The sequence below is a fragment of the Bacillus sp. IBL03825 genome (genome assembly GCF_024712505.1).
Lineage (GTDB): Bacteria > Bacillota > Bacilli > Bacillales > Bacillaceae_G > Bacillus_A > Bacillus_A wiedmannii.
The window spans coordinates 4,443,022-4,464,981 of the sequence record NZ_JAMXKE010000001.1 but is presented as its reverse complement, the minus strand read 5'-3'; the positions used below and the strand labels follow the sequence as shown (position 1 = coordinate 4,464,981).

Annotated in this window: 23 protein-coding genes; 17 read left to right on the top strand and 6 right to left on the bottom strand. The window is 36.5% G+C overall.

The genetic code is table 11. The features are described from left to right. Window positions 1–5: 5 nt before the first annotated feature. The 5 genes from NHG49_RS22890 to uvrC all read left to right on the top strand — a co-directional run bounded on the left by NHG49_RS22890 (window position 6) and on the right by uvrC (window position 5,104). Window positions 6–782 carry an enoyl-CoA hydratase gene (locus tag NHG49_RS22890; RefSeq protein ID WP_088048045.1) on the top strand — a complete coding sequence of 259 codons (777 nt, stop codon included), beginning with the start codon at window positions 6–8 and terminating at the stop codon, window positions 780–782. Between the two features lie 77 nt (window positions 783–859). Then, window positions 860–1,633, top strand: a complete 774-nt coding sequence (gene etfB / locus NHG49_RS22885) for an electron transfer flavoprotein subunit beta (RefSeq protein ID WP_064474654.1) — start codon at window positions 860–862, stop codon at window positions 1,631–1,633. A 36-nt stretch (window positions 1,634–1,669) separates the two neighbouring features. Beyond that, window positions 1,670–2,647, top strand: coding sequence for an electron transfer flavoprotein subunit alpha (gene etfA, locus NHG49_RS22880; RefSeq protein ID WP_000101967.1), 978 nt, complete (start codon window positions 1,670–1,672; stop codon window positions 2,645–2,647). A 210-nt stretch (window positions 2,648–2,857) separates the two neighbouring features. Beyond that, on the top strand, window positions 2,858–3,172 hold the full coding sequence (gene trxA / locus NHG49_RS22875; protein ID WP_064474655.1) for a thioredoxin: 315 nt from the start codon (window positions 2,858–2,860) through the stop codon (window positions 3,170–3,172). Window positions 3,173–3,319: 147 nt separating this feature from the next. Further along, window positions 3,320–5,104, top strand: a complete 1,785-nt coding sequence (gene uvrC / locus NHG49_RS22870) for an excinuclease ABC subunit C (protein ID WP_064474656.1) — start codon at window positions 3,320–3,322, stop codon at window positions 5,102–5,104. A 114-nt stretch (window positions 5,105–5,218) separates the two neighbouring features. Here uvrC and NHG49_RS22865 read toward each other — a convergent pair whose 3' ends face one another. Next, window positions 5,219–5,668, bottom strand: coding sequence for a YslB family protein (locus NHG49_RS22865; protein WP_064474657.1), 450 nt, complete (start codon window positions 5,666–5,668; stop codon window positions 5,219–5,221). A gap of 299 nt (window positions 5,669–5,967) precedes the next feature. Here NHG49_RS22865 and sdhC point away from each other — a divergent pair, with 299 nt between their 5' ends. From sdhC to NHG49_RS22845, 4 genes are all read left to right on the top strand, one after another. Further along, on the top strand, window positions 5,968–6,594 hold the full coding sequence (gene sdhC, locus NHG49_RS22860) for a succinate dehydrogenase cytochrome B558 (RefSeq protein ID WP_000678353.1): 627 nt from the start codon (window positions 5,968–5,970) through the stop codon (window positions 6,592–6,594). A 13-nt stretch (window positions 6,595–6,607) separates the two neighbouring features. Next, entirely contained in the window at window positions 6,608–8,401 is a 1,794-nt protein-coding gene (gene sdhA / locus NHG49_RS22855; protein ID WP_061677094.1) for a succinate dehydrogenase flavoprotein subunit, read from the top strand. Continuing rightward, window positions 8,394–9,155 carry a succinate dehydrogenase iron-sulfur subunit gene (sdhB, locus tag NHG49_RS22850; protein WP_001291830.1) on the top strand — a complete coding sequence of 254 codons (762 nt, stop codon included), beginning with the start codon at window positions 8,394–8,396 and terminating at the stop codon, window positions 9,153–9,155. Before sdhA ends, sdhB begins: the two co-directional genes overlap by 8 nt. A gap of 93 nt (window positions 9,156–9,248) precedes the next feature. Next, window positions 9,249–9,695: an acyl-CoA thioesterase gene (locus NHG49_RS22845; RefSeq protein ID WP_222654781.1), complete on the top strand. Its 447-nt coding sequence runs from the start codon at window positions 9,249–9,251 to the stop codon at window positions 9,693–9,695. Window positions 9,696–9,731: 36 nt separating this feature from the next. On the opposite strand, the gene NHG49_RS22840 is transcribed toward NHG49_RS22845, so the two are convergent. Further along, on the bottom strand, window positions 9,732–10,511 hold the full coding sequence (locus NHG49_RS22840) for a M15 family metallopeptidase (protein WP_258126540.1): 780 nt from the start codon (window positions 10,509–10,511) through the stop codon (window positions 9,732–9,734). 264 nt (window positions 10,512–10,775) lie between these two features. On the opposite strand from NHG49_RS22840, the gene motA reads away from it, so the two are divergent. Together motA and motB are read left to right on the top strand one after the other, a co-directional pair. Further along, window positions 10,776–11,570, top strand: coding sequence for a flagellar motor stator protein MotA (gene motA, locus NHG49_RS22835; RefSeq protein WP_258126539.1), 795 nt, complete (start codon window positions 10,776–10,778; stop codon window positions 11,568–11,570). Then, entirely contained in the window at window positions 11,560–12,348 is a 789-nt protein-coding gene (gene motB, locus NHG49_RS22830) for a flagellar motor protein MotB (RefSeq protein ID WP_064474661.1), read from the top strand. Before motA ends, motB begins: the two co-directional genes overlap by 11 nt. Window positions 12,349–12,374: 26 nt before the next feature. On the opposite strand, the gene NHG49_RS22825 is transcribed toward motB, so the two are convergent. Continuing rightward, complete coding sequence (locus NHG49_RS22825; protein WP_258126537.1) at window positions 12,375–13,202, bottom strand: 5'-nucleotidase, lipoprotein e(P4) family; 828 nt, start codon at window positions 13,200–13,202, stop codon at window positions 12,375–12,377. Window positions 13,203–13,544: 342 nt separating this feature from the next. Between NHG49_RS22825 and NHG49_RS22820 the strand changes: the two genes are divergently transcribed. From NHG49_RS22820 to NHG49_RS22810, 3 genes are all read left to right on the top strand, one after another. Beyond that, the gene (locus tag NHG49_RS22820) at window positions 13,545–14,429 is read left to right on the top strand and encodes an ABC transporter ATP-binding protein (protein ID WP_064474663.1); all 885 of its coding nucleotides are present in this window, start codon (window positions 13,545–13,547) and stop codon (window positions 14,427–14,429) included. Between the two features lie 2 nt (window positions 14,430–14,431). Continuing rightward, window positions 14,432–15,652: an ABC transporter permease gene (locus NHG49_RS22815; RefSeq protein WP_064474664.1), complete on the top strand. Its 1,221-nt coding sequence runs from the start codon at window positions 14,432–14,434 to the stop codon at window positions 15,650–15,652. A gap of 118 nt (window positions 15,653–15,770) precedes the next feature. Continuing rightward, complete coding sequence (locus NHG49_RS22810) at window positions 15,771–16,202, top strand: Rrf2 family transcriptional regulator (protein WP_000512998.1); 432 nt, start codon at window positions 15,771–15,773, stop codon at window positions 16,200–16,202. Between the two features lie 59 nt (window positions 16,203–16,261). On the opposite strand, the gene NHG49_RS22805 is transcribed toward NHG49_RS22810, so the two are convergent. Together NHG49_RS22805 and NHG49_RS22800 are read right to left on the bottom strand one after the other, a co-directional pair. Next, window positions 16,262–16,927 (bottom strand): aquaporin, encoded by a 666-nt coding sequence (locus NHG49_RS22805; RefSeq protein ID WP_258126536.1) that lies wholly within the window; start codon window positions 16,925–16,927, stop codon window positions 16,262–16,264. Window positions 16,928–17,070: 143 nt separating this feature from the next. After that, entirely contained in the window at window positions 17,071–18,036 is a 966-nt protein-coding gene (locus tag NHG49_RS22800) for a DMT family transporter (protein ID WP_064474665.1), read from the bottom strand. A gap of 100 nt (window positions 18,037–18,136) precedes the next feature. On the opposite strand from NHG49_RS22800, the gene NHG49_RS22795 reads away from it, so the two are divergent. Then, entirely contained in the window at window positions 18,137–18,709 is a 573-nt protein-coding gene (locus NHG49_RS22795) for a helix-turn-helix domain-containing protein (RefSeq protein ID WP_064474666.1), read from the top strand. A gap of 71 nt (window positions 18,710–18,780) precedes the next feature. Here NHG49_RS22795 and NHG49_RS22790 read toward each other — a convergent pair whose 3' ends face one another. Then, on the bottom strand, window positions 18,781–18,966 hold the full coding sequence (locus NHG49_RS22790) for a PspC domain-containing protein (RefSeq protein ID WP_000044335.1): 186 nt from the start codon (window positions 18,964–18,966) through the stop codon (window positions 18,781–18,783). A 280-nt stretch (window positions 18,967–19,246) separates the two neighbouring features. On the opposite strand from NHG49_RS22790, the gene NHG49_RS22785 reads away from it, so the two are divergent. Further along, the gene (locus NHG49_RS22785) at window positions 19,247–20,488 is read left to right on the top strand and encodes an amidohydrolase family protein (RefSeq protein WP_098101645.1); all 1,242 of its coding nucleotides are present in this window, start codon (window positions 19,247–19,249) and stop codon (window positions 20,486–20,488) included. A 98-nt stretch (window positions 20,489–20,586) separates the two neighbouring features. Continuing rightward, the gene (locus NHG49_RS22780; protein ID WP_088048052.1) at window positions 20,587–21,882 is read left to right on the top strand and encodes a purine/pyrimidine permease; all 1,296 of its coding nucleotides are present in this window, start codon (window positions 20,587–20,589) and stop codon (window positions 21,880–21,882) included. Window positions 21,883–21,960 lie beyond the last annotated feature (78 nt).

Sequence of the window (21,960 nt, the reverse complement as noted above, 5' to 3'; positions counted from 1 at the left end):
GGATCATGTTGAAATTCCTATCTGTAAGAGTTGAAGATCATATCGCGGTGGCGACGTTAAATCATGCGCCGGCAAACGCGATGTCTTCACAAGTTATGCATGACGTTACTGAATTAATTGATCAAGTGGAGAAGGATGATAACATTCGTGTTGTTGTTATTCATGGTGAAGGGCGCTTCTTCTCGGCGGGAGCAGATATTAAAGAATTTACATCTGTTACTGAAGCGAAGCAAGCGACAGAATTAGCGCAGCTTGGACAAGTTACGTTTGAACGTGTTGAAAAATGTTCAAAACCAGTTATCGCGGCAATTCATGGAGCGGCACTTGGCGGCGGCCTTGAGTTTGCTATGTCTTGCCACATGCGCTTTACAACTGAAAGTGCAAAACTTGGTTTACCTGAATTAACACTTGGATTAATTCCTGGATTTGCAGGTACACAGCGATTACCACGTTATGTTGGGAAAGCGAAAGCTTGTGAAATGATGTTAACAAGTACACCGATTACAGGTGCAGAAGCATTAAAATGGGGACTTGTTAACGGAGTTTTTGCTGAAGAAACATTTTTAGATGATACGCTTAAAGTTGCAAAACAGATTGCTGGAAAAAGCCCAGCGACGACTCGTGCTGTACTAGAGTTATTGCAAACGACGAAATCGTCTCATTATTATGAAGGTGTACAACGCGAAGCTCAAATCTTTGGTGAAGTATTTACGGGTGAAGATGGAAGAGAAGGTGTAGCAGCGTTTTTAGAAAAACGTAAGCCTTCATTTAGTGGCAGGTAGTTCAATTATTTTTTAATATAAATTAACAGAAAATTAAAATTGATAGAATCTTTCTGAAAAACAAGGGGGTAAATGGAATGAACATCTACGTACTCATGAAACGAACATTTGATACAGAAGAAAAAATCGTAATTAAAAACGGTGCAATTTACGATGGCGAAGCGGAATTCATCATCAACCCTTACGACGAATATGCGATTGAAGAAGCAATTCAAGTAAGAGACGCACAAGGTGGCGAAGTTACTGTTGTAACAGTCGGTGGCGAAGATAGTGAGAAAGAACTTCGTACGGCATTAGCGATGGGCTGCGATAAAGCTGTATTAATTAATATTGAAGATGATGTGGAAAATGGTGACCAGTTCACGACAGCAAAAGTACTTGCTGAATATTTAAAAGATAAAAATGCAGATTTAATTTTAGGCGGGAACGTTGCAATTGATGGTGCATCTGGACAAGTTGGTCCACGCGTAGCAGAAGCGTTAAATATTCCGTACGTAACGACAATTACAAAACTTGAAATTGACGGTACAAACGTGAAGATTGAGCGTGATGTTGAAGGTGATACGGAAGTGATTGAAACTTCATTACCAGTTTTAGTAACAGCACAACAAGGTTTAAATGAACCTCGTTATCCATCGCTTCCAGGTATTATGAAAGCGAAGAAAAAGCCACTAGAAGAAGTAGAATTAGATGATTTAGATTTAGAAGAAGATGATGTGGAAGCAAAGACAAAAACAATTGAAATCTATTTGCCTCCTAAGAAAGATGCAGGAAAAGTGTTACAAGGCGAGCTGCAAGATCAAGTAAAAGAACTTGTATCGTTGCTCCATACAGAAGCGAAAGTAATCTAATAAAATACGAAATTATATATGCAGGAGGGAAAATCTATGGCTCGTAAAGTATTAGTAATGGGTGAAGTTCGTGATGGATCGCTACGTAACGTTTCGTTTGAAGCGGTAGCAGCAGCAAAAACAATTGCAGAAGGCGGTGAAGTAGTAGGTCTTCTAGTTGGAGACAGCGTTGCCTCTTTTGCAAATGAATTGATTCATTACGGTGCAGATCGCGTTGTGACAGTTGAAAATGATAAATTAAAATCATATACATCTGATGGGTATGCACAAGCATTTTCAGCTGTATATGCTGAAGAAAAGCCAGAAGGTATTGTATTTGGACATACAGCACTTGGTAAGGATTTATCACCAAAATTAGCAGCGAAGCTTGAAGCTGGTCTAGTTTCTGACGTAACTGCTTTAGATGTTGAAGGTGGAAATGTTATCTTTACTCGTCCAATTTACTCTGGTAAAGCGTTTGAGAAGAAGATTGTAACAGACGGTATCTTATTTGCGACAGTGCGTCCAAATAACATTGCGACGCTTGAAAAAGATGAGTCTCGCAGTGGTGACGTGTCTTCTATTACAGTAGATGTGAAAGATTTACGTACAATTATTCAAGATGTCGTCCGTAAGACGGCAGAAGGTGTTGACCTTTCTGAAGCGAAAGTTATTATCGCTGGTGGACGCGGTGTGAAGAGTGAAGAAGGATTCAAGCCATTAAAAGAGTTAGCTGACGTATTGGGCGGTGCTGTTGGAGCATCTCGTGGTGCTTGTGACGCTGAGTATTGCGATTACTCATTACAAATTGGTCAAACTGGTAAAGTTGTTACGCCAGACTTATACATTGCATGCGGTATTTCTGGTGCGATTCAGCATTTAGCTGGTATGTCTAACTCAAAAATAATCGTTGCGATTAATAAAGACCCAGAAGCAAGTATCTTCAAAGTAGCTGACTATGGTATTGTTGGCGATCTATTTGAAGTCTTACCTCTTTTAACAGAAGAGTTTAAAAAGTTAAAAGTACATTCATGATTTGAGTACCCTTGAGTTCCAAGTGAAGTACCCCTATATATAGAAAAGGTGAGAGATCCCCTGTCTCTCATCTTTTTAGTATTTAATCCGTATTTTTATATAGTATAAAGGAACACTTTTTTGTTACAATACATAACGATACATATTATTCGCCACGTATATAAGTTAATGATATACTCTTGGTAGAATATACTTGAAGGAGGAAATAAAATGGCAATTGTAAATGCAAATGACCAAAGCTTCGCAGCTGAAACTAGCGAAGGTGTTGTATTATTAGATTTCTGGGCACCTTGGTGTGGACCTTGTAAAATGATCGCTCCTGTATTAGAGGAAATTGATGCAGAACTAGGCGAAAAAGTAAGAGTAGTAAAAGTAGACGTGGATGAAAACCAAGAAACTGCTCGTCAATTCGAAGTAATGAGCATTCCAGCTCTTTTCGTATTAAAAGACGGTAAAGTAGTTGATCAAGCGTTAGGTTACAAACCGAAAGAAGCGTTAGTAGAATTAGTTTCTAAACACTTCTAAAATAAAGGGCTACCATTTGGTAGCCTTTTTTATTTTCCTTTTTTACACCTTTCCGTTACAATAAAGGAACGTATGTTGGGTGTTTTGGCATAGTATGTTTTCAGGTGAAAATAAAGATGCTAAGCATGTAGAAATGGAGGGTAACGAGTGCACGAACATTTAAAAGAAAAATTGGCTATTTTACCAGATCAACCTGGTTGTTATTTAATGAAAGATAAGCAAGGAACGGTTATATATGTCGGAAAGGCAAAAGTGCTTAAAAATCGTGTGCGCTCGTACTTTACTGGTTCGCATGATGGAAAAACACTGCGGCTTGTAGGAGAAATTGTAGATTTTGAATATATTGTAACCTCCTCAAATCTAGAGGCTCTCATTTTAGAGTTAAACTTAATAAAAAAACATGATCCAAAATATAATATTCAATTAAAAGATGATAAAACATATCCTTTTATTAAAATTACAGCTGAGAAACAGCCGCGATTACTTATTACGCGAAATGTAAAAAAGGATAAGGGAAAGTATTTTGGCCCCTATCCGAATGCACAATCAGCTCATGAAACGAAAAAACTGCTAGATCGTATGTATCCGCTTCGTAAGTGCTCAAATATGCCCGATAAAGTTTGTTTATATTATCATATGGGTCAATGTTTAGCACCTTGTGTGAAAGAAGTGACGGAAGAACAAAACAAAGAAATTGTAGATGAAATTATTAAGTTTTTAAATGGTGGGCATAAAGAAGTTCGTTCAGAATTAGAAACAAAGATGTATGAAGCTTCAGAGAAACTAGAATTTGAACGCGCAAAAGAGTTGCGGGATCAAATTGCGCATATTGATGCGATTATGGAAAAACAAAAGATGATTATGAGTGACTTAGTGGATCGTGATGTATTCGGGTATGCAGTTGATAAAGGATGGATGTGTGTTCAAGTTTTCTTCGTTCGAAAAGGAAAGCTAATTGAACGTGATGTTTCTATGTTTCCAATCTACGATGAACCAGAAGAGGGATTTTTAACATTTATCGGTCAATTTTATGAGAACAGCAGTCATTTTAAGCCGAAGGAAATTGTCGTTCCAGGAAGTATAGACTCAGAATTAGTAGAGCGCTTTTTAGAAGTTGAAGCGACACAGCCGAAACGTGGTAAGAAAAAAGATCTTGTAGAATTAGCAAATAAAAATGCGAAGATTGCTCTTGAAGAGAAATTCTACTTAATTGAACGTGATGAAGAGCGAACGATTAAAGCGGTAGATCATTTAGGGAAGCAGCTCGGGATTGAAACACCTTATCGTATTGAGGCGTTTGATAACTCGAATATTCAAGGGACAAATCCTGTTTCTGCAATGATTGCTTTTATCGATGGGAAACCAGCTAAGAAAGAATATAGGAAATATAAAATTAAAACAGTTCAAGGACCAGATGATTATGAGTCTATGAGAGAAGTTGTGAGACGCCGTTATACAAGGGCACTGAAAGAGAGCTTGCCTTTACCAGATTTAATCATTATTGATGGCGGAAAAGGTCATCTGGCGGCTGCAAGTGATATTCTAGAAAATGAACTCGGTTTATATATTCCGATGGCAGGGCTTGTAAAAGATGACAAACATAAAACCTCCCATTTAATTATTGGAGATCCACCTGAACCTGTGATGCTTGAGCGAAATAGCCAAGAATTTTATTTATTGCAGCGCATTCAAGATGAAGTGCATCGATTTGCGATTACATTTCATCGCCAATTACACGGGAAATCTGTTATTCAATCAGCACTGGATGATATTCCAGGAATCGGTGATAAACGGAAAAAGGTATTGTTAAAACATTTTGGTTCATTAAAGAAGATGAAAGAAGCTTCTTTAGCTGAATTTGTCGAAGCAGGTATGCCGAAAAATGTCGCGGAAACAATTTATACGTATTTAACAGATAAGAAGACGTTGTAGTTTACAACGTCTTCTGTTTTTTGGTATAATTTCTGAAGATTTAAAATAAATCTAACTGAATGAAAATACAAAAAAGTCAACTAAACTTATATGTCTAGTTGACTGTAGGTAATGCTACACTTCAATGAGATCTTTTATATCCCATTTCACAAGAAATGTAATAGAGTCTGAACGCTTTTTCTTTTCTTCATAGGACTCTGCAACGACGTTTCGTTGCTTTTGAATTTGTTCAGCGATGAATCCAGCTTCTAATTGATAAGAAGAATGTCTGTTTTGTTTTTGACGTTCAGCGATGAGTGTGCTTTTAAGTTGGAACTGCATTTCACGACGCTTATGTTCAATAATGCTTAAGGTGCCCCAGCCAGCTTTTTCAAAGAACTGAATGACTTCTTCAATTGTTTCTAGTGGATATTTTCTTGCAAGGTTTCTACCAGACCAGTATAAAATACCATCTAAATCGTTACCGATTAAATCAGGTAGTAATTCTTCACGTAGCAATTCATAAGCGAAGGCGTTCAATGAAACATCTTCTAAAGATGTTGTATCGATTGTATTTTTACTCACAATATTCCCCTCTTTCTATAGGGATTATTATATAACATTTTTCATTTATAAAAACAGATTTTTCTTTGGGGAAATCTGAATATATAAGAAGGGAAAAAGAATTGGCAAATTATATGCAAATTATGTATACGTTTTCTTGACGCTTCGACAAAAATAGGGGTAAAATGAACTTGTTATCAAATTATGCTGAAATATTTCGAATAATTTTTTCAGTTTTTCTTATGCCAATAGTGAAAAAACATTATTGTTGTAAATTAATCTGAAAACAGCAGTCAAACATTCAAGGGGGTAATGGGGACATGAAAGGCCGCGAGTATACGTTTCGTAAGTGGCACTCATTAATGGGGGTCATCCCGGTTGGTGTCTTTTTGACGCAACATCTAATTGTAAACAACTTTGCAACAAGAGGAGCAGAGGCTTTTAACAAAGCTGCAGGCTTTATGGAGCTCCTTCCATTCCGGTATGCGCTAGAAATTTTCATCATCTTTTTACCTATACTGTACCATGCTATATATGGCTTATATATTGCATTTACAGCTAAGAACAATGCGGTATCTTACGGTTATTTCCGTAACTGGATGTTCGTCTTCCAACGAATTTCAGGTATCGTTACGCTGATCTTCATTTCTTGGCACGTCTGGGAAACTCGTATTCAAGCATTGTTAGGTAAAGAGGTAAACTATGATATGATGGCAGATATTTTAAACAATCCAGCTATGTTTGCATTCTACTTAGTTGGTGTTGTTTCAACAATTTTCCACTTTGCAAATGGACTATGGACATTCTGCATAAGCTGGGGAATTACAGTATCTCCACGTTCACAAAGAATCTCTACTTATGTAACATTAGCTATTTTCTTAGGTCTATCTTATGTAGGTGTGAGTGCATTATTAGCGTTCATCGATCCACAGCTAGCAAACCAGTAAGGAGTGGGAGAGCATGAAAGGGAAACTTATAGTAGTCGGCGGTGGCTTGGCCGGCTTAATGGCAACGATTAAAGCGGCAGAAGCAGGAGTAAATGTTGAACTATTTTCTTTAGTACCAGTAAAACGTTCACATTCTGTATGTGCCCAAGGTGGAATTAACGGTGCCGTAAATACGAAAGGTGAAGGGGATTCTCCATGGATCCACTTTGACGATACAATTTATGGTGGGGACTTCTTAGCGAACCAACCGCCAGTTAAAGCAATGTGTGAAGCAGCACCTGGTATCATTCATTTAATGGACCGTATGGGTGTTATGTTCAACCGTACGGAAGAAGGACTTCTTGATTTCCGTCGTTTTGGTGGAACACAACATCACCGTACAGCATTTGCTGGTGCAACAACTGGACAGCAATTACTATACGCATTAGATGAGCAAGTACGTCGTCACGAAGTAGCAGGACTTGTAACGAAATATGAAGGTTGGGATTTCTTACGAGCTGTTGTTGATGACGAAGGTGTGTGCCGAGGAATCGTTGCACAAGACTTACAAACAATGGAGATTAAAAGTTTCCAAGCTGATGCCGTGATTATGGCAACAGGGGGCCCTGGTATCATCTTTGGAAAATCAACTAACTCTATTATTAATACAGGTACAGCAGCTTCTGCTGTATATCAACAAGGCGCATATTATGCAAACGGCGAGTTCATTCAAATTCATCCAACGGCAATTCCTGGAGACGATAAATTACGTCTTATGAGTGAATCTGCACGTGGTGAAGGTGGCCGTGTTTGGACATATAAAGATGGTAAACCATGGTACTTCCTAGAAGAAAAATATCCGGCTTACGGAAACCTTGTACCTCGTGATATTGCAACGCGTGAAATCTTTGACGTTTGCGTAGAGCAAAAACTAGGTATTAACGGTGAAAACATGGTGTACTTAGATCTTTCTCATAAAGATCCGAAAGAACTAGATATTAAACTTGGTGGAATTATTGAAATCTATGAGAAGTTTACAGGTGATGATCCTCGTAAACTACCAATGAAAATCTTCCCAGCAGTTCACTATTCAATGGGCGGACTATGGGTTGATTATAAGCAGATGACAAGTATTCCAGGTTTATTTGCAGCAGGTGAGTGTGATTATTCTATGCACGGTGGTAACCGTCTAGGTGCGAACTCACTATTATCAGCAATTTACGGTGGTATGGTAGCAGGACCGAACGCGATTGAGTATATGAAAGGTCTTTCTAAATCGTCTGATGCTGTTTCATCTACTGTATATGAGCAAAATGAATTAATCGAAACAGAGAAATTTAACAATATTTTAACGCTTGATGGTAACGAAAATGCATATGTTCTTCATAAAGAGCTTGGAGAATGGATGACAGATAACGTTACAGTAGTTCGTGAAAATAAAAAGCTACTAGAAACTGATGCGAAAATTGAAGAGTTAATGGCGCGTTACAAACGCATTAACATTAACGATACAGCGAGATGGAGTAACCAAGGTGCTTCATTTACACGCCAACTTGCAAATATGTTTGAGTTAGCGCGTGTTATTACAATTGGAGCGTATAACCGTAATGAAAGCCGCGGGGCGCATTACAAACCTGAATTCCCAAATCGTGATGATGCAAACTTCTTAAAAACTACGATGGCGAAATTTGAGGGAGAAGGAAAAGCACCAGCATTCCATTACGAAGAAGTGGATGTTTCATTAATTAAACCACGTAAACGTGACTATTCCTCAAAACATGATGTAGCTGCTAAGGGTGAAGAGAAGGGGGATAAGCAACATGTCTGAGAAAACAATCCGCCTCATCATTACGAGACAAGATGGACCAGATGCACAAGAGTTTGACCAAGAGTTTGAAATCCCATATCGTCCAAATATGAACATTATTTCGGCACTGATGGAAATTCGTCGTAATCCTGTTGATTCAAAAGGAAACCAGACGACTCCGATTGCATGGGATATGAACTGTTTAGAGGAAGTATGTGGCGCATGTTCGATGGTGATTAACGGAAAACCACGTCAATCATGTACAGCTCTTATTGATCAGTTAGAACAACCAATTCGTTTAAAGCCGATGAAGACATTCCCAGTTGTACGTGACTTACAAGTTGACCGTAGTCGCATGTTTAACGCTCTAAAACGCGTTAAAGCTTGGATTCCAATTGATGGAACGTATGACTTAGGACCAGGACCAAGAATGCCTGAGAAGAAACGTCAATGGGCTTATGAGCTTTCAAAATGTATGACATGTGGTGTTTGCTTAGAATCATGTCCAAACGTAAATAGTAAATCTGACTTTATTGGACCAGCACCGTTATCACAAGCTCGTTTATTCAACTCACATCCGACGGGTGAAATGCATAAAGCAGATCGCTTACGTGCAATTATGGGAGATGGAGGACTTGCAAACTGTGGTAACTCTCAAAACTGTGTGCAATCATGTCCAAAGGGTATTCCATTAACAACTTCAATTGCGGCATTAAACCGTGATACAACAATTCAATCGTTTAAAGATTTCTTTGGTAGCGACAATAACTATTAATAAATATTGCCTCTTCATGTTGAAGAGGCAATATTTATAACTTTATTTTTCTGTTTATTCTGTTTATTTTAAGGGCGAAAAGGAGAGGGAATAATGAAGAGGATTTCTTATATTGAAGACTTTGAGCAATGGGAAAGTGGTTTTTCATTTTACAATCCTGTAAAAGTTCGTTTTGGTGAAGTAGATATGTTTGGGCATGTAAATAATGTCGTTGCCTTTACTTATTTTGAAGAAGCACGTATCGCATTGTTTAAAGAACTTGGATTTATGCAAGAATGGACGCATGAATCTTCAGAAACGATGATCGTTGTTGCAGATTTACAATGTAATTTTATTAAGCAAATATATTTTGATGAACAGTTGAAGGTATATGTAAAAGCGGGAGCGGTTGGGAATTCTTCTTTAGATTTGCATTATATGGTGAAGAATGCAGAAGGAGAAGCTTGTTTAGTCGGTCGTGGAATGATGGTTCAAGCATCGAAAAAAACGGGAAGAGGTGAACCGTGGCCTGAAGAGTGGAAGAAAAAATTACTACAATAATAGAGTAAAAGAAAAATAAGAGAGCAATTTGCTCTCTTATTTTTTGTCTTTCATTGCTTCTTCTAATGTTAAATGATGTTTATATATGTATGTAGCGTATGGATTACCAACGTAGCGCAAATGCCACGGTTCATATGAATATTCTGTTGTTTCTGTTTTATCTTCTAAATAACGAATGACAAAGCCAAATTCATGGGCATGTTTTGCAACCCATTTTCCTTCGGCTGTCTCTCCAAAAATAGGCTCTAATTGGAATTTAGCAGATTTTGAACTAATATCCATTGCTAAACCAGTTTGATGTTCACTCGTACCAGGAATGGCACTTACTGAATCAGCTTCAGCTTTTCCTTGACGTCTAACGTACGTATCATGTAATGATTTTTGGCGTTTGTATGAACGATAACCAGATACACCTGTAAGTTCAAGTCCTTCTTTCTTTGCCGCTTCAAACATATTTTCAAGCGCATCTGCAGCATCTTTACGCAGTAGCGTTTTTTCTTTATCTTTTGGACTAGTAAATGGTACATTTGGTCTTGTTAAGTCTTCAGGTGTGTATCCGTCTGGTAATTTACGATGTTTATTAACTAATACAAGATTAGATTCTGGATTTGTTACAACGAAAAAATTATTGTCTAGTTTCTTTGCATTATGATCAGCTTTAGGAAAAGCAGGAATCTCTTCTTTTTGATGGTTACTATGTTTTTGATTTTCGACAGCTTTCGCCTCATTTTGTAGTGGCGATTTAGAACCGAAATAAGCGAAAGATGTGATACCGATTACAATAGTAGCGGCAGAAATAATGATTATTTTTTTCATGATACCTTGTAATCACAGTCCTTTCTTAATAAAATATGTATCGTTTTTATTATAAGTCTAGTTTGTTGAAAAAGAAATATAAGAGTCATAACGTAATAGAAATGCAAAGAAAATGTCAGAAAATGTGTAAAAATGTAGTATTTTTTTATTTAATTCATTTCTTATCTTTCATGAAATGAATTTTTTATGTAATATATATACATAAGAAGATGTAGCGATTATCGAGAATGAAGAACTTCTTGTATAGACTAGGAGTGAATGGGAATGGATTTTGCAACAATTATTGGGCTTATTTTAGGATTTGTAGCGGTAGTAGTAGGGATGGTCGTCAAGGGCGCTGACGTAACATCCTTATTGAATCCTGCCGCAGCATTAATTATTTTTATCGGTACATTTGCTGCAGTATGTATAGCATTTCCGATGAATCAACTAAGAAGGGTTCCAAAATTATTTAAAGTTCTTTTTGGTTCAAATAAAAAGGATTTAAGTTATGAACAGTTGCTAGAATTATTTGTTCATTGGACATCAGAAAGTAGAAAATACGGTATTTTGTCTTTAGAGCAACAATTAGACAAAATTCAAGATGAATTTCTTTTGCGTGGTATGAAATTTGTGATTGATGGCGTATCCGCAGAAGACTTAGAGCAGATTTTAGAAGCTGAATTAGAAGCAATTGAAGAAAGGCATGCAAAAGGAGCAGCAATTTTTTCTCAAGCTGGTACATATGCACCGACATTAGGAGTTTTAGGTGCTGTTATTGGTCTTGTAGCTGCGCTTGGTAATTTAACTGATATTGAAAAGTTAGGACATGCTATTTCAGGTGCGTTTATTGCAACGATTTTTGGTATTTTTTCAGGTTATGTATTATGGCATCCATTTGCAAATAAGTTAAAACAAAAATCTGCAGCTGAAATCGAGAAAAAACGTTTAATCATTGATTGTTTATTAATGTTACAAGAAGGTACATATCCGTTTATTATGAAGAACCGCATTTTAGGTTCACTTTCTGCAACTGAGCGTAAAAAGCTAGAACAAGGAGCAGAAAAAAATGCGGAGTAAGAAAAATAGAAGAGGCAAAAAGAAAAAACATGATGAGCATATCGACGAAACTTGGTTAATTCCATATTCAGATATGTTAACGTTGTTATTTGCATTGTTCATCGTTTTATTCGCAATGAGTAGTATAGATGCTGCGAAGTTTAAACAGATGGCAGTTGCTTTTCGAAGTGAATTAGCCGGTGGAACAGGTAACAAAGAATTTTTAAGTGATCAAAAGCCAAATGATGAAAAAGAATTATCAGCAAGTAGCCTTGAGGCAGAACAAGCAAAAAAACAAGAAGAAGCTAGAGCGAAAGAAAAAAAAGAGATGGATGAATTGAAAGCATTACAAAAAAAGATTGATCAATATATTAATGAAAAACAATTATCCTCTTCTTTTCAAACTAAATTAACTGAAAAGGGATTAATGGTGACAATATTAGAGAATATACTGTTTGATTCGGGGAAAGCAGATGTGAAATTAGAATCTTTAGGGATTGCAAAAGAGATGTCTAGCTTACTTGTTTCAGCGTCACCTCGTGAAATTACAGTATCGGGTCATACGGATAATGTCCCTATTGCCAATGCGCAGTTTGCGTCGAACTGGGAATTAAGTACGCAGCGGGCAGTTAATTTTATGCAAGTATTACTGCAAAATAAAGAATTACAACCAGAAAAATTTAGTGCGATTGGTTACGGAGAATACCGTTCGATTGCTCCAAACGATACACAAGAAGGAAAGGCTAAGAATAGACGTGTGGAAGTATTTATCTTGCCTTTAACAGAGAAAGAAAAATAAAAGAGGATGGCGAATGCCATCCTCTTTTATTTTTCTTCAAATGATTTTAAGTTGTCGCGACGGACTTTATCTTTTTCTGCATCTGACTTTTTGAAATCATAATCATATAAAGCGCCTTCCCAATCACCGTACATTGGATTAGGGAAAATAATAAATTTCTCACCAAATTGTGCTTTTGAATCTGCAACTGTTTGATTGCGATCTTTTACAGATTTCCCATCAAAACCTGTGAAATCAGATAAGTTATCACCGAAGAATAAGACGATATCATGTGTTTGAGAAACGAGTTCACGGCGTTTTTCTTTTCCTTTTTCTTTCGGATCTTGTAGTAATATATGTTCTTTCGTTGCTTGAGGAGCACCTACACGCTCAAGATTTTTAATTGTTGCATCTAGTTGTTTCGTTTTACGATTTGAGATGTAGTAAATATCTACACCTTTAGATTCCGTATATTTTAAGAAATCAATTGCGCCTGGAAGGGCTTCAGCTTCAGCCTTATTAATCCAATCATCCCATTTGTAAGGATAGCCTTTTCCTGTTTTTACGCTCATTGCTTGATGAGGGCTGTTGTCTAAAACAGTTTCGTCTAAATCAAGTACGATAGCAGGCTTTTTCTCTGTCCCTTTTGCAAGAGCTGCATCAAGCTTCAATTGACCGATATTGTACCCTTGGTAGTAAAGCGCTTTCGTTTCACCGGCTGTTTGATACCATAAATCAGCCATTAATTGCTGTTCTGTTAATTTTACTTTTTCTTCTTTTGCCACTGTTTTCTCTGGTGTTCCTGAACATGCTACAAGCGATGTAGATAGAACTGCTACAGATAATAAAGTGGTAATACCCCTCTTCATCTTCATATGTATCCTCCTTGATGTTAGAAAATCATCTTATATTATATATTAAAATATAAAAATTTTTTATGAACATTTGCATATTGTCTTTTGTATATATAGTAGTATGTCCTATATTAGAAAGATGAGAAAAATGATGGAAATCATTTTGACAACTTTTATTGTCTTAATGACAATTATAATTGACAAACGAAATGATATTATTTACAATTTTAACTAAATAGAACAAATGATGGATTAAGAAGATGTTACATACTAAGAGGATGAAGTGTAGTGCTATATTTTATCCTGAATAAACATAGTCTTTGAAAGAGAGTATGAATGATATTAAAGGGGAGGCTTTATACTTTGAGTTTACAAATTCAAAACTTAACGAAACTATTTGGGGAATCAAAAGCAGTGAACGGTTTGCAAATTTCGTTACCAAAAGGTGAAGTACTAGGATTACTTGGACGAAATGGTGCAGGGAAAACAACGACAATCAAAATGCTTCTCGGATTATTAACGCCTAATGAAGGCTCTATTACATGGGATGGAAAATCATTTGGGACTAGTGGGGTAACAATTGGTTATTTACCAGAAGAAAGAGGTTTATATACAAAAAGTAGAGTAATAGACCAGTTGCGATATTTTGGTAGATTAGAAGGAATGACGAAAAAAGAAGTAGATCTTGCTATTGATCACTGGTTAGAGCGATTAGCGATACCAGAATATAAATTTAAAACGGCAGGAGAGCTTTCAAAAGGAAATCAGCAAAAAATCCAATTAATTGCTGCTCTTCTTCATAATCCTGAACTTCTCATTTTAGATGAACCATTTAGTGGACTGGATCCAGTTAATGCTGGAATGTTAGCTAGCATTATTGAAGAACAAGTACAGAGCGGAAAGACAATTATTTTATCCAGTCATCGTATGGAACAAGTAGAGGCTTTTTGCCAACATGTATGTATTTTGAAAAAAGGCGAAGCAGTCGTAAAAGGCCAGTTAAGTGATATTAAAAAAGAATACGGTTTCCGCAATTTAACGATTGAAGATATAGAAGAGAATGCGAAGGGATTAGAAGCTATTCATGTATCGTATGAAAAACAACAAGGCCTTCTTTATGTGCAAGTACAAGATGATGCAGAAGCTCTAAAGATTTTACAACAATTGCAAGAACAAGGTGTTACCTTACGACAATTTAAAATGTTAGAGCCGACGTTAAACGAAATCTTTGTAGAGAGGGCGAAATAACGATGCGTAAATTTTCTCACGTATTTTCATTTTATTTTAGGGAAGCGTTTTTATCTAAAAAATCATTAATTACGAGTGCGATTTTATTTTTAGTTGTGTTTGGACTTTTCGCATTTAATCATTTCACTGCTGATAACGATAAAGGAAAAGATAAATTTGCGGTAGTAACTGAAAGCGATACTTATAAAGTACAAGAAAGTGATATAACAAAGTTACTTCCGTCTGCTAAAGTAACTGTAGAAAATAAGGATAAATTTAATGAGCTACGTAAGCAAGTGGAAGATGGGGATTTAGATGGCTTATTCCGTATTACAGAAAAGAATGGTATTCCAGAAGTGACGTATATGTATAGTGGTTTTCCGAGCCAATCAACAGCTACACTTATGGCAAGTTATTTAAAGGAACAGTATACAGCGGTAATGATTGAAAAAAATAATGTATCTGCAGAAGTAGCCAAACAGTTACAGATGGAAATTCCGTTAAAGCAAGAGGCAGTAAAGGATCATGCATCTTCCTTTGGAATTGGTTATGTTTTCTCGTTTGCCTTATATATGTTTATTATTGTGTTTGGAACTGCAATTGGAACGACGATAGCATCTGAAAAATCATCTCGTGTTATGGAGTTAATGCTTCCGAAAGTAAAACCATTAACAATGCTACATGCCAAAATTTTAGCAATTGTTTCTAGTGCTTTACTATTACTAGTTATTGCTTCCTTCGGTTTTCTTGTACCATATTTATTAGGTTGGGTAGATTTAGAAAACGCATCTTTAATAGGACTTACACTAGACTTTTCTAAATTGGATGCGGTAGTAATTAGTATGTTCGTTGTATATTTTGTAACGGGTTACTTACTATATGCGATGTTATATGCAGCGGTTGGTGCTGTTGTATCAAAAATTGAGGATGTACAGTCTCTTTCGTTCCCAATTACAATGTTAGGGATAGCAGCATTTTTCATTAGTATTAAATCATTATTTGATCCTAATAGTACATTAGCTGTAGTTAGTTCATATATTCCATTCTTTACACCTATGGTTACATTTTCAAGACTTGTAGCTGGTGAAGCTGGGGCTGTAGAAATTGGTGTGACGTTAGTAATTTTATTGGTGACTATCGTTATCATCAATATGCTTGCAAGCCGCATTTACGTAAACGGCGTAATGAATTACTCAGATAAAGTGAAATTTAAAGATTTAGCGAAATTTATAAAGCGTCAATAATGAGAGAAAAGTATGATTTCCTATTGAAATCATGCTTTTTCTTTATGTATAAATTAAAAATAGTATATAATAATAAGAGTCGTCTTTTAATAGAATGAATACAAAGGAGGGTGTGCAGATGGGGATTAGTAGTCGGTTTACAGTAGGTGTTCATATGCTGACATTACTTGCGATAGATCGAAACTCTCGCTGTACCTCTGAATGGATTGCTGGTAGTGTGAATACAAATCCAGTTGTGATTCGTCGCATTACAGGAATGTTGAAGAGAGCAGGACTTGTTGATGTACAAGCTGGTAAAGGTGGTACGACACTTGCTCGTGATTTAGAAGAAATTACATTACTTGATGTATATAAAGCAGTGGAAGTTGTAGAAGAAGGGCAACTATTTTCCTTCCATGAAAATCCCAACATTGAATGTCCAGTAGGAGCTAATATTCAATCAGTATTAGAAATTATTTTAATGCAAGCGCAAGAAGCGATGGAAAACGTACTTGCAAATGTAACAGTAGATCAATTAGTTACAAACTTAAAGTCTAAAATGAAAGAGTAAAAAAGCGAGCAACCTCATAATGAGGGCTCGCCTTTTTTTAGTCAGAAATATTGAAAATTCTATTTTTCAGTATTTAAAATAAATTTACCAACAATAGCTGCTACGATACCACCAAGAATTGGTGCAACGATGAATACCCATAGTTGAGAAAGTGCTTCTCCGCCAGCGAATAAAGCTGGTGCGATACTACGAGCTGGGTTAACAGAAGTTCCAGTTAACGGAATACCTAATAAGTGAACTAAAACTAATGTGAAACCAATTACTAATCCTGCTAGAGAAGAACTTCCTTTTTTACCTGTTACAGCAACGATAACTAAAATGAATACGAAAGTTAAAATAAATTCAACTAGAAATGCTCCAGATAAACCAAGAGTTCCAAAGCCATTTTGTCCTAAATTATCTAAAGGTGTTTTAGCAGAGCGTAAAATCGTTACTAACGTTGCAGTTCCTAATAAACCACCTAAAATTTGAGCTAATACATAATAACAAAGTTCCATAGCGTTCATTCTTTTGTTGATGAACATTGCTACTGATACTGCTGGGTTAATGTGACATCCAGAAATTGTCCCGATGCTATATGCCATAGCCACAATAGATAGACCGAAAGCCATAGCGATTCCTAATGTTCCAATTCCTTCAATTCCGCCGTCAATGACAGCTACTCCAGTTCCGAATAATACAAGTACAAATGTACCAATAAATTCAGCGATTGCTTTTTTTAACATAATTTACCTCCTAATATTGCGCATGAAACGTATTATAACATAGGTTTTAGTATAAACAGCTAATGAAATACTATTCTGATAAGGCGAAATAGGAGGACAATAAAAAAAGAGTATAGTTCTTTGTTAGAGAACTATACTCTTTTTTATGCAGTTTTTTTCTGCTTAACGACTGGAGCAGAACGGTTTAAAACGCTATTTGCAACCATTCCTAACATAATAATAATCATTCCAAGTAGGGAAAGACCACCAGGAAATGAACCATTCAAGAAAACAATTTCGCCAAGCACGGTAAAGACCATCGTTCCAGCTTGCGTTGCTTCAACAGCTCCAAGTAGAGCGAAGTTATCTTTGGCTAAGTCAGTAGCAAAGAAAAATGTCATCGTTGCAATTACACCAGAACATAATGCTAATAAAAATCCTTGCAACATTTGGCTGGATGTTGGAATACCAGTAGTAGAAAATCCGTATATACCAAGTAAAATTGTTATAGGTAGACTTCCTATTGCCATTCCTAATACACGTTGGAACGTATCAAGACGTCCACCAACAAGTTCCATCATTTTTCGGTTGCCGAATGGATATAAGAAGGCTGCTACTACGACAGGTAAAAAACCTGAAATGAACTGAGTCATTGTAATATGACCTGCTGCAGTTGCTTGCATACAAATTACACCAAGTAAAATAAATAATGCAACATATAAACTACGAAGTGGAATTTTTCCGCGTACAAGTTTTGTGCCTGATTTCGTTTCTATTTTAACGAAGAATAACGGTGATAAAAGTAGCCCTGCTAATATAGTAACTTGCCAAGTTCCAGCAACGAGCCAAGCTGGAGAAAAGACAGCTGCGAAACTTAATAAAGAATAGAAACCAATACCAGCAACAGACCCCCATCCAATCCACGCTAATGGATGTTTCTTTAATTCTTCCCATAAACCTCTTAAGTTTTTGCGAAATAAAACGATAAGGAATAAAATAGGGAGAGCAAATAAAAAACGGAAGGAAGCTGTCCAGGCCCAGCTCGTTCCAGATACATTCATCGCTCGATTAATAATAAAGGTTGCGGAAAAAAAGGCTGATGATAAAAGGCCTAATAAAATTGCGCGCATGAAGTATAGCACTCCTTTCGGAATTTGATGATTATGTATAGTATAATATACTTAAAAATAATAAAAGTAAACTATTTTATACTTTAAGGTGGTTTTATAGATGAAAGAATATGAAGATATGCAAACGAAAGAAGTCATTCAGCAAGTAGGTCAGCTGTTAAGACAAATTCGAAATGAACAAAAATTAAGTTTAGAAGAATTAGCTCAAAAAACAGGAGTTAGTAAATTAACATTAGGAAAGATTGAAAGAGGCGAAACGAATCCAACGTTAGCTGTCATTTGGAAAATAACGAAAGGGTTATCGATTCCTTTATCGAGACTGATGGTTGTTGGAGAACCTGTAGCTGTGGCGCGCTGTGGAGAAGGATTTGCAGTAGATGTAGGACAAGCATGGCACTTAGAAACGATGTTCCGTTATACGAAAGAAACGGGGATGGAAATGCACCGTGCTTGTTTAAGATCGAATAGTATATATGAACCAGAAGCTCATCATGAAGGTGCTATTGAGCTTGTAACGGTAATGAAAGGGAAAGTATGGATTCAAGTAGAAAGCGATGTATACGAATTAAATGAGTTTGACTCTATTCAATTTGAAGCGAATAAGAAACATAGTTATAGAAATGAAGAAGATGAAGTAGCAGTATTACATTTAACGATGAAATATTCTTCATGAAAAAATTCCCTATAGAAAAATCTATAGGGGGATTTTTTGTACGCTATGCTCAAATATATGAAAAAATGTTATTAGTAAGAGCGTGGCATAAGTAATAAACAAATAAAATAAACTAAAAACCCCGTCCCAAAACATAAAATAGCAATGACCCAAAGTATGCGAATGAGAGTAGAGCTAATATCAAAATATTCCCCTAAACCACCGCATATACCAAATAGCATTTTATCAGTTTCGGATTTACATAATCTTTTTGACATCTTCCAATCCACTCCTTTTTATCCCGCTTTAACTGCCCGTTAAAGCCCGATTGGTTCAACTAATGATCAGTGGGGGATGAACAAAACCCCCACTAATCAAAGTTTTACTTTATAGCAAACTATATACTTCTATTCTATATGGAAATTTATGAGAAGACTATGAGGTTGTATGACATTTTTTTTAGGGAACAGTCGTATTAATTGTCTTAATTTTCAGTTGATATTACAATTATAGTAAGGGATATAAGGTAACTTTTAATAAAGGGTGGGGGAAATAGAGATGACAGTATATTGGTTGACTAATGTAATGCTTGAATCGGGGTATACATATGAAGAGGGAAGAATTTCCCGAACAGAAACAGAGTTATGTAGTTTACTCATTGAAGACGGACGAATTAAAAAAATGATAGCGGGGGCTGTTCAAGAGGAAGAGGTACTAATTCTTGATGCTAATCGTTTATTGATTTTGCCTGCTTTCGAAGAGATGCATATTCATATTGATAAGACGTATTATAGTGGCCCTTGGAAAGCATGTATGCCAGCAGAGAATATTTTTACGCGTTTTCATGAAGAAGAAAAAATTCTGCCGAAGCAATTAGCAACTGCTCAAGATAGGGCAGAAAATATGTTAGCGTTATTGCTTCGAAATGGTGCAACGAATATAAGAACGCATTGTAATGTTGATCCGATTATTGGACTTGGTAATTTGGAGGCGACGTTAGCGGCGTTGGAAACATATAAAAATCAGGTTTCTGGTAGAATTGTTGCTTTTCCGCAACATGGATTATTGCGCAGCAATTCTGTGCAACTTGTGAAAGATGCGATGCGTATGGGTGCGCACCTAGTCGGTGGAGTGGATCCAGCTACAGTGGATAATGATATTGAAAAATCATTACATACCATTATGGATATCGCAGTAGAATTTAATGCGGATGTTGATATTCATCTGCATGATGCGAATAATCTTGGGACGTTTACGATGAAGCGATTGGCAAGTTTAACAGAAGAAGCGGGATGGCAAGGTCGCGTAACAATTAGTCATGCGCTTGGACTTGGTGGTGTTACGGATAAAGAAGTTGAAGAAGTGGCGGAAAGACTAGCTGCTTTAAACATTGATATTACTTCAACGGTGCCAATTGGGAAACAAGTAATCCCAATTCCGTTATTAGATAAAAAAGGTGTGAAAGTTTCATTAGGAAATGATAGTATTACTGATCATTGGTCACCGTTTGGCACAGGTGATATGCTGCAAAAGGCAAATCGATTAGCGGAACGTTTTGGCTGGAGTGACGAAAGGTCTTTAGGAAAAGCCCTTCGCTTTATTACGGGAGGAAAAGAAACGTTAAACAATGAAGGGAAGCGAGCATGGCCGAATGTAGGAGATGAAGCGAGTTTTGTTTTGACGAATGCAACATGTACTGCTGAAGCGGTAGCGCGTCAAACAGAGAAACGTTTAGTCGTGCATAAAGGGAATATTGTTGTTGGAAGTTTAAATGAGGTGGAATTAAATAATCTTGTGTAAAAGAATCGTTTGAATGTTTAGGGGAGGGTTCTAATTGTGAGTGTAGAACCCTTCTTTGTTATGCTTGCAATATATTTCTTATAGGGAAGCTAGAAAGGATGAAAAATTTGGACAATCAACATAACCAAAATCATATTATGGGAACTTTGCAATGGTTTATATTTTTATTAGCGAATTCAATCGCACTACCAATTGTCGTTGGCGGATTATTTCATCTTACGACGGAAGAAATATTTTATTTAATGCAGCGTACGTTTTTTGTAGTTGGTATATCTTCTTTTTTACAAGGGTGGTTTGGACATAGACTACCGATTGCGGATGGCCCAGCTGGATCTTGGGTTGGCGTATTTACCGTACTTGCTTACGCGACTGTCGGACAAGATCAATTACATAGTACGTTGCAAATTTTAGAATTAGGAATGATAATTTCCGGTGTTGTTTTAATAGGATTAGGAGTAACTGGTTTTATCGGACGTATTTTATTTTTATTCACGCCGCTTGTGACAGGGACGTTTTTACTTTTATTATGTTTACAATTAAGCGGTGTATTTCTAAAAGGAATGCTAGGAATTACTGCTACCGTTTCTCAAATCGATGGATTTACAGCGATAATCGCGTTTAGTATATTTTTGTTCGTTATTATACTATCTAATTTTGGAAAAGGTTTTGTCAAAAGTTATGCAGTTTTAATAGGATTAATTAGTGGGTGGATTCTTTTTCTCATTGCAGGAAAAGTTACGATTCCATCTCAAGTAACTCATTTTGTGCAACTTCCGCAAATACTTGCTTGGGGACTTCCAAAGTGGAATACAGGTATGGCTGTATCAAGTTTCGTTATGGTATGTATTTTAGTTTCAAATACAGTGGCAGCAATTATAGCAATTAATCAAGCTACTATTCAAAAAGGGACTATTGAACAGAAACAGTTGAAGGATGGTACGTGGGTTGGAGGGATTTCACATATCATTTCTTCTGTATTTTCAACTGTAGGTGTCGTACCATTACCAGCAACGGCAGGATTTATACGTTTAACGAAACAAAAGTATATACGATCATTCTTACTAGCATGTATGTTACTAGTCGTAATGTCACTGTTTCCAAGTATTATTCGTTACTTAGCATCGTTGCCATCCGCTGTCGCATCTGCGGTTTTAATGGCTTCGTTCGTACAGCTAATTGGAATTGGTTTTCATAATATAAAACAAGTGCCAATGAGCGAACGGAATGTAACGATTTTAGGAGTTGCTGTATTATTTGGAAGCGGTGTTATGTTTTTACCGTCTGGAGCACTTCAAACCTTGCCGTCTGTTATGCAATATATATTCGGAAATGGATTGTTCGTAGGTACAGTTGTCAGTATATTACTAGAACAAATATGGCGTATTGGAAAGTGAGTGGATACAAAGAGTGTGTGCACTGTATAAAAGTCTAAAATAACATGTGAAATAAAGCCCATTTTCATTCACCACCCG

Excerpts from the sequence above, each read along its gene's own strand:
- NHG49_RS22890 (WP_088048045.1), top strand. The coding sequence starts at position 6 with ATGTTGAAATTCCTATCTGTAAGAGTTGAAGATCATATCGCGGTGGCG.
- etfB (WP_064474654.1), top strand. The coding sequence starts at position 860 with ATGAACATCTACGTACTCATGAAACGAACATTTGATACAGAAGAAAAA.
- etfA (WP_000101967.1), top strand. The coding sequence starts at position 1,670 with ATGGCTCGTAAAGTATTAGTAATGGGTGAAGTTCGTGATGGATCGCTA.
- trxA (WP_064474655.1), top strand. The coding sequence starts at position 2,858 with ATGGCAATTGTAAATGCAAATGACCAAAGCTTCGCAGCTGAAACTAGC.
- sdhC (WP_000678353.1), top strand. The coding sequence starts at position 5,968 with ATGAAAGGCCGCGAGTATACGTTTCGTAAGTGGCACTCATTAATGGGG.
- sdhA (WP_061677094.1), top strand. The coding sequence starts at position 6,608 with ATGAAAGGGAAACTTATAGTAGTCGGCGGTGGCTTGGCCGGCTTAATG.
- sdhB (WP_001291830.1), top strand. The coding sequence starts at position 8,394 with ATGTCTGAGAAAACAATCCGCCTCATCATTACGAGACAAGATGGACCA.
- NHG49_RS22845 (WP_222654781.1), top strand. The coding sequence starts at position 9,249 with ATGAAGAGGATTTCTTATATTGAAGACTTTGAGCAATGGGAAAGTGGT.
- NHG49_RS22840 (WP_258126540.1), bottom strand. The coding sequence starts at position 10,511 with ATGAAAAAAATAATCATTATTTCTGCCGCTACTATTGTAATCGGTATC.
- motA (WP_258126539.1), top strand. The coding sequence starts at position 10,776 with ATGGATTTTGCAACAATTATTGGGCTTATTTTAGGATTTGTAGCGGTA.
- motB (WP_064474661.1), top strand. The coding sequence starts at position 11,560 with ATGCGGAGTAAGAAAAATAGAAGAGGCAAAAAGAAAAAACATGATGAG.
- NHG49_RS22825 (WP_258126537.1), bottom strand. The coding sequence starts at position 13,202 with ATGAAGATGAAGAGGGGTATTACCACTTTATTATCTGTAGCAGTTCTA.
- NHG49_RS22815 (WP_064474664.1), top strand. The coding sequence starts at position 14,432 with ATGCGTAAATTTTCTCACGTATTTTCATTTTATTTTAGGGAAGCGTTT.
- NHG49_RS22810 (WP_000512998.1), top strand. The coding sequence starts at position 15,771 with ATGGGGATTAGTAGTCGGTTTACAGTAGGTGTTCATATGCTGACATTA.
- NHG49_RS22805 (WP_258126536.1), bottom strand. The coding sequence starts at position 16,927 with ATGTTAAAAAAAGCAATCGCTGAATTTATTGGTACATTTGTACTTGTA.
- NHG49_RS22800 (WP_064474665.1), bottom strand. The coding sequence starts at position 18,036 with ATGCGCGCAATTTTATTAGGCCTTTTATCATCAGCCTTTTTTTCCGCA.
- NHG49_RS22795 (WP_064474666.1), top strand. The coding sequence starts at position 18,137 with ATGAAAGAATATGAAGATATGCAAACGAAAGAAGTCATTCAGCAAGTA.
- NHG49_RS22790 (WP_000044335.1), bottom strand. The coding sequence starts at position 18,966 with ATGTCAAAAAGATTATGTAAATCCGAAACTGATAAAATGCTATTTGGT.
- NHG49_RS22785 (WP_098101645.1), top strand. The coding sequence starts at position 19,247 with ATGACAGTATATTGGTTGACTAATGTAATGCTTGAATCGGGGTATACA.
- NHG49_RS22780 (WP_088048052.1), top strand. The coding sequence starts at position 20,587 with ATGAAAAATTTGGACAATCAACATAACCAAAATCATATTATGGGAACT.